4 protein-coding genes are annotated in these 7369 nt (G+C 71.4%); 3 read left to right on the top strand and 1 reads right to left on the bottom strand.

All coding sequences use genetic code 11. The features are described 5' to 3' along the window. Window positions 1–993: LacI family DNA-binding transcriptional regulator (locus GA0115240_RS04950; protein WP_256069546.1), on the bottom strand; the 993-nt coding region annotated here is incomplete at its 3' end. Window positions 994–1411: 418 nt separating this feature from the next. Between GA0115240_RS04950 and GA0115240_RS04945 the strand changes: the two genes are divergently transcribed. The 3 genes from GA0115240_RS04945 (at window position 1412) to GA0115240_RS04935 (ending at window position 7101) form a co-directional block, all read left to right on the top strand. Further along, the gene (locus GA0115240_RS04945) at window positions 1412–4123 is read left to right on the top strand and encodes a GH92 family glycosyl hydrolase (protein WP_093735424.1); all 2712 of its coding nucleotides are present in this window, start codon (window positions 1412–1414) and stop codon (window positions 4121–4123) included. A 197-nt stretch (window positions 4124–4320) separates the two neighbouring features. Beyond that, complete coding sequence (locus GA0115240_RS04940) at window positions 4321–5946, top strand: glycoside hydrolase family 27 protein (protein ID WP_370673278.1); 1626 nt, start codon at window positions 4321–4323, stop codon at window positions 5944–5946. Between the two features lie 183 nt (window positions 5947–6129). After that, a complete protein-coding gene (locus GA0115240_RS04935; RefSeq protein ID WP_093735423.1) occupies window positions 6130–7101 on the top strand; it encodes an aldo/keto reductase in 972 nt (323 codons plus the stop codon). Window positions 7102–7369 lie beyond the last annotated feature (268 nt).

The following is a 7369-nucleotide window of genomic DNA, read 5'->3' as shown; positions in this document are numbered from 1 at the left end:
CCGGAACCCGCCGGAGCCCCGGACGATGAAGCGGGTCTGCAGGACCACCGAACGGGGGGCGGAGCGGTCGCCGCCGATCCGGGAGAAGAGCAGGTTGGCGGCGGTCCCGCCGAGTGCGACCGGGTCTTGGCTGACCACGGTCAGCGGCGGGTCGAGGCGCTCGGCCAGCGGCAGGTCGTCGAAGCCGACGATGGCGACCGGGGCGGGATGGTCGAGACCGTCGAGTACGCCCATGGTGATCAGGTCGTTGCTGGTGAACAGCGCGGTCGGCGGGTCGGGCAGGGCGCGCAGGCCGGCGAGGGCGGCCCGCGCCGCCCGGTGCGAGCGCAGTTCGTGCCGCACCAGGTCGGGGTCCTCGGCTATGCCGCGGGCGGCGAGCGCGGCGAGGTACCCGCGGTAGCGCTCCTGCTGGGTCCAGATGCCGTGGCGGTCGCCGAGGTAGGCGATCCGGGTGTGGCCGTGGCCGAGCAGGTGGCCGACGCCGCGTTCGGCGGCGGCCCGGTTGTCCACGGTGACGGTGTCCACCGCCAGGCCCCGGGCGGGACGGTCGACGCAGACCACCGGAGTGCCGGTGGCCATCGGCTGCTTGAGGAAGCCGTGGCCGCCGATGGTCGGCACGATGATCAGACCGTCCACCTGGCGGGCGGTGAAGGCGGCGATCACCTCGCGCTCGCGGCGCGGTTCGTCGTTGGTGCTGCCGACCAGCACCACATAGCCGCGGCGGTGCGCCTCGTCCTCCACCGAGCGGGCCATCAGCGCGTAGAACGGGTTGGCCAGGTCGTCCACGACCAGGGCGACGGTGCAGGTGCCGAAGTTCTTCTGCCGCAGGTGGCGGGCGTTGTCGTTGCGCTGGTAGCCCAGTTTGCGCACCGCCTGGCCGACTTTGGCCGCGGTGCCCGGGGAGACGCCCGCCTCGCCGGCCACGACCCGGGAGACGGTCATCGGGCTGACTCCGGCGGCGCGCGCCACGTCCTTCATCGTCGGTCGCCTCACAGGCCTCCTCCAGCTGTCCGCCTCTCGATGAGACGCGTCGATGATGGCAGGGGTTCCGGCGGCGCGGCGCGCTGCCCCGCTCGTCGGCGGCAGCCGTCGCGGGTGCGGCCGTGTCATCGGAGCGCGGCGGGGTCCACTGGTAACGTTCTCAGCGGTTTTCGGCGTGTTCCGACCTGCTGACGGGCCGTCAATTCATCCTACGAATCTGCGTATCCTCCATTTCCCCGCGAAAGGCCACGCCGGTTTGCGCGCCGCCCGCACTCTTGACACATAGTCAGGTACACGTCAACAATTCGTTTTTGCTTGGTAACGTTCCCATGCCTTTCGAGCATCCCCCGTGCCCCCCGAGGCCACCCGCCGTACGGCATCGCGCGACAACCGGCCTCCACGAGAAGGTGGTCCCTCCGTGCCTCCGAGCATGCTCAGATCGCGACTCCTCGGCGTGTTGAGCGCCCTGCTGCTGGCCGCACTCGGCGTCGGCGGCCTCGCCGCGGCCCCGGCCCGGGCAGCCGCGAGCCCCGACCTCACCCAGTACGCCGACCCGTTCGTCGGCACCGACGACAGCAACGCGCCCAACCCGGTGGGCGGCGGCGCCGGCGGCAGCACATACCCGGGAGCGGTGGTGCCGTTCGGCGGCGTGCAGTTCAGCCCCGACACCCCGACGGCCTCCCCGTCCGGATACCGCTACTCCGACACCTCGGTGGAGGACTTCAGCCTCACCCACTTCGACGGGGCCGGCTGCCCGAACAACGAGGACCTGCCGCTGATGCCGATCACCGGCGGCGTCGGCACCTCCCCCGGCAGCAACTGGACGAGCTACGCCTCCCCCTACACCAAGGCCAACGAGGCCGCCGCCCCCGGCTACTACCGCAACCGGCTGGACAAGTACGCCACGAACGTCGAGCTGACCGCCACCACCCGCACCGGCATGGGGCGGCTGACCTACCCCTCGTCGACCTCGGCCGGGCTGCTGATCAGCACCGGCCGCAGCGCGACCGGCAGCCGCGGCGGCACCGTGCAGGTGAGCGGCTCCGAAGTCACCGGCAGTGTCACCGCGGGCGGCTTCTGCGGGTCGGCGAAGACCTACCAGATCTACTTCGACATCCGCTTCGACCGCGCCCCGACCGGCTTCGGCACCTGGAACGGCGCGGCGGTCTCGGCGGGTTCGGCGGCGACCAGCGGGACCAACGCGGGGGCCTATGTCACCTTCGACACCACCGGCGCCGCCACCGTGCAGTTCAAGGTCGGCCTGTCCTACGTCAGTACGGCCGGCGCCCGGGCCAACGTGACCGCGGAGAACAACGGCTGGGACTTCGCCGCGGTGCGCGCCGCCGCCGACAACGCCTGGAACTCCGTCCTGAACCGGGCCCAGGTCACCGGCGGCGCCACCGCCGACCTGAAGAAGTTCTACACCGCGCTCTACCACGTCTTCCAGAGCCCGAACATCGCCAGCGACGTGAGCGGCGACTACCGCGGTTTCGACGGCGCGGTGCACAACTCCTCCCGCCCGGTCTACCAGAACTACTCCGGCTGGGACATCTACCGCTCCTGGGCCGCGCTGATCGCCCTGATCGCCCCGACCGAGGCCGCCGACATCGCCAACTCGATGGTGCTGGACGGCCGGCAGGGCGGCCTGCTGCCCAAGTGGTCGCAGCAGACCGCCGAGGACTTCGTGATGACCGGTGATCCGGGGCCGATCATCATCAGCAGCCTCTACGCCTTCGGCACCAGGAACTTCGACACCGCCGCGGCCCTGTCCCTGATGGAGAAGGCCTCCAACGGCGGCACCACCCAGGGCTCCGCCGTCCGGGGCAACCAGTCGACCTACACCGGCCTGCACTACCTGCCGGGCGCGCCCTCGGACTCCCTCGAATACTCCGCCTCGGACTTCGCGGTGGCGCAGTTCGCCAAGGCGCTGGGCAACACCAGCAGTTACAGCACCCATATGACCCGCGCCCAGTGGTGGCGCAACACCTTCGGCGCCGAGTCCGGCTACACCCAGCCGCGCAACTCCGACGGCAGCTGGACCTGGCCGCTCGACCCGGCCGGCCCGACGAATTTCACCGAGGGCAACGCGGCCCAGTACACCTGGATGGTCCCCTACGACTACGCCGACCTGATCAACGACATGGGCGGCCGGCAGACCGCCGTCCAGCGCCTCGACCACCACTTCACCCAGGTCAACGCCGGGCAGAGCCTGCCCTATTACTACATCGGCAACGAACCCGAGCACGCCGTGCCGTGGGCCTACGACTACGCCCGCGACCCGGCCGGCGCCTCCGACGCGGTCCGCAAGGTGATGACCGAGTCCTACACCACCGGGGCCGGCGGCCTGCCCGGCAACGACGACCTCGGGGCCACCTCGGCCTGGTACGTATGGGCGGCCCTCGGCCTGTACCCGGCCACCCCGGGCGCCGACACCCTGGCCGTCAACGGGCCGCAGTTCCCCTCGGTGCGGCTCCAGCGGCCCGGCGGCGACATCACCGTGACCTCCGGCGGCAGCGGCGGCTACGTGCAGGGCCTGAGCGTCAACGGCGCCGCCACCAGCCACAGCTACCTGCGCTACCCGGACGTGGCAGCCGGCGGCACCATCGCCTTCACCATGGGCGCCACCCCGAGCAGCACCTGGGGCACCGGCGCCGGCGACGTACCGCCCTCGTTCCAGGACGGCGCGAGCGCGGTGCCCGCCGCCCCCGAACCGGGCGCCGATCTCGCGCGGGGCAGGCCGGTGACCGCCTCCGCCGCCTGCGCCGCCGCCGAGTCCGCCGACAAGGCGGTGGACGGCACGCTCAAGAACAACAGCAAGTGGTGCTCCACCGCGACGAATCCGACGCTGCAGGTCGACCTCGGCGCGCCCACGACCGTCTCGTCGTTCGTCGTCGAGCACGCCGGCCTCGGCGGTGAGACCACCGCCTGGAACACCGGCGCCTTCCAGATCCAGACCAGCACCGACGGCAGCGCCTGGTCCACCGCTGCCACCGTCACCGGGTCCCGCTCCAGCCGGACGTACAACGCCGTCTCGCCGCGGCAGGCCCGCTACGTCCGGCTGGCGGTCTCGCAGCCGGCCAACACCACCGGCAACGGCACGAACGCCGCCCGCATCTACGAACTGGAGGTCTACGGGAGCTAGTGCTGTGGCCGGCGCACGGTCGCCGCGGCGGCGGGCTGTTCGGCTTTGTTGACATCGAGCCGGGCGGCCCGCGCCGCATTGGGCGTGTCAGGTCCCTTGACGGGCCATCAGGCGGAGCCGACACTGCCAACGAGCCAACATCCAACAACCCCCCTCAATTTGCAACATACGGCCGTCGGCTCGCCGCCCACCCCCCACTGCGAAGGAGAAGGCCCCGATGCACCCTTCCCCGTCCCTCCCGAGAACGGTCCTGGCGGCAGCGCTGGCGCTGTTCCTGCTGCCGGTCCTGGCCCTGTTCGGCGCGGCCCCGCGGGCGCACGCCCTCGACAACGGCCTGGCGCGGACACCCCCCACTGGGCTTCAACGACTGGAACGCCTTCGGCTGCAACGTCAGCGAGCAGCTGATCGAGCAGACGGCCGACTACCTGGTCTCCTCGGGGCTGAAGGACGCCGGCTACACCTACGTCAACATCGACGACTGCTGGATGGCCTCACAGCGCGACGCGGCCGGCAATCTCGTGCCGGACCACACGAAGTTCCCCGACGGCATCAGCGGGACGGCCGCCTACGTGCACGGCAAGGGCCTCAAGCTCGGCATCTACGAGAGCGCGGGGACGGCGACCTGCGCCGGCTACCCGGGCAGCTTGAACCACGAGCAGCAGGACGCCGACAGCTTCGCCTCCTGGGGTGTGGACTACCTGAAGTACGACAACTGCAACAACCAGGGGGTGCCCTGGCAGCAGCGCTACAACGCCATGCGGGACGCGCTGCGGAGCACCGGCCGGCCGATCGTCTTCAGCATGTGCGAGTGGGGCGAGGACAGCGTCTGGACCTGGGGCGCGGCCACCGGCAACCTGTGGCGCACCACCGGGGACATCAACGCCTCCTTCGGCTCGATGCTGTCGATCTACCACAGCAACGTCCAGCTGGCCCAGTACGCCGGACCGGGCGCCTGGAACGACCCGGACATGCTGGAGGTCGGCAACGGCATGTCCTTCACCGAGGACCGCTCCGAGTTCAGCCTGTGGTCCGAGATGGCCGCCCCGCTGATCGCCGGCACCGACCTGCGCAAGGCCACCGCGGCGACGCTGTCCCTGTACGGCAACCGGTCGGTGGTCGCGGTGGACCAGGACGCGCTCGGCAAGCAGGGTACCCAGGTGTCCTCCTCCGGCGGGCTCGACGTGCTGACCAAGCCGCTGTCCAACGGCGACGTGTCGGTGGTGCTCTTCAACGAGAACTCCTCGGCCGCCACCATCACCACCACCGCCGCCGCGGTCGGCCTGCCGTCCGCGCCGTCGTACAAGCTGACCAACCTGTGGTCCAACGTGGTGAGCAGCAGCACCGGCGCCATCTCGGCCTCCGTTCCCGGCCACGGCTCGGTCATGTACCGGATCTCGGCCGGCAGCGGCAGCAGCACCGGCACCACGCACACCCTGATCGGCGCCTCCTCCCACCGCTGCCTGGACGCCACCGGCGGCGCGACCACCCCCGGCACCGCCATCGAGATCTGGGACTGCTCCGGCGCCGCCAACCAGGCGGCGACCATCACCGCGGCCGGCGAGCTGCGCCTGTACGGCGGCACGCAGTGCCTGGACGCCTACAACAACCAGACCGCCGCCGGCACCAAGGTCGAGCTGTGGACCTGCAACGGCGGCGCCAACCAGAAGTGGCGGCTCAACCCGGACGGAACCATCACCGGAACCCAGTCCGGCCTGTGCCTCGACGTCACCGGCGGCGACCAGCCCGCGGGCAACGCCAACGGCACCGCGCTGGAGCTGTGGACCTGCAACGGCGGCGCGAACCAGCAGTGGAGCCTCGGCTGACGGCTGCCGCCGGCCGCGTGACCCACCGCCCACCCGGGTGACCTGCCCGGGTGGGCGGCCGTGCGAGCGGCCGGCCGGGCTACCGTGATCGTGCGGGCCCGGCAGCCGGCCGCCCGCGCCGGCCCGGGAGAAAAGCCGCCGCCCCGGCCCGCGACCGTCCGCGCAAGCCCCAGGGAGCCGCCCGTGCCCAGCCGAACGCCCGCCGCACCCGCCGTCCACCGGATCGGATTCGGCCTGGCCGCCGTCGGCCGGCCCGGCTACCTCAACCTGGGCCGCGACCAGGACCTGCCGCCCGGGCGCGGAGTGGACGCGATGCGGCAGCGGGCGCACGCATTGCTCGACCAGGCCTGGGACAGCGGCGTCCGGCACATCGACACCGCCCGCTCCTACGGTCGCGCCGAGGAGTTCCTGGCGCAGTGGCTGGAGCGCCGCGGCGAGCGCCCCGGGCTGGTCGTGTCCAGCAAATGGGGCTACACCTACACCGCCGACTGGCAGGTCCACGCCGAGGCCCACGAGGTCAAGGACCACAGCGCCGCCACCTACGAGCGGCAGCTCGCCGAGACCCGGAGCCTGCTCGACGGCCACCTCGACATCTACCAGGTGCACTCCATCACCCCCGACAGCCCGGCCCTCACCGACACCGCGCTGCACCGGCGGCTCGCCGCGCTGGCCGCCGAAGGCGTCACCGTGGGGATGTCGACCAGCGGACCGGCACAGGGCGAGGCGATCCGGGCGGCGATGGAGATCACCGTGGACGGCGAGCCGCTGTTCCGCAGCGTCCAGTCCACCTGGAACCTGCTGGAACCCTCGGCCGGTCCCGCGCTGGCCGAAGCCCACGCGTCGGGCCGCATGATCATCGTCAAGGAAGCCATGGCCAACGGCCGTCTCGCGCTCGGCGAGCCGCGCATCGACCAGGTGCTGGGCCCCGTCTCGGCCGCCACCGGCGCCCCCTACGACGCGCTGGCCCTGGCCGCGGTCCTGCACCAGCCATGGGTCGACACCGTGCTGTCCGGCGCGGCGACCTCGGCCCAGCTCACCTCCAATCTGGGCGCCGCGACCGTGGAACTCGACCCGGACCGGCTGGCCGCGATGGGCGCTCTGGCGCAGTCCCCGGCCGCCTACTGGGCGCACCGCTCGCAACTCCCCTGGGAATAAGGCGTATTCGATCTTTCCGCCGGTCCGCGTCCCGGTTCGGAAAGACCACGGACCGGTAACCATCCATTTCCGGTGGACGATCAATGGGCTTTCCATGTTCCGGCGTCGTTCATATCCAGGCCATAACGACCACTGAGCCTCATGAATAGGTCATTCTATTCAGCGCCGTGCGGCCGCGAACATTGCGGCACGACACCGGAGGACGTTCATGGCCGGGAACCGGTCCGCCTTCAACCGCCGTCATTTCCTGTTCACTTCCGGCGCCGTC

This window comes from Streptomyces sp. DvalAA-14 (assembly GCF_900091855.1).
Lineage (GTDB): Bacteria > Actinomycetota > Actinomycetes > Streptomycetales > Streptomycetaceae > Actinacidiphila.
The sequence above is the reverse complement of the archived record's forward strand: the minus strand, read 5'-3'. Positions and strand labels throughout refer to the sequence as shown.

Excerpts from the sequence above, each read along its gene's own strand:
- GA0115240_RS04945 (WP_093735424.1), top strand. The coding sequence starts at position 1,412 with ATGCTCAGATCGCGACTCCTCGGCGTGTTGAGCGCCCTGCTGCTGGCC.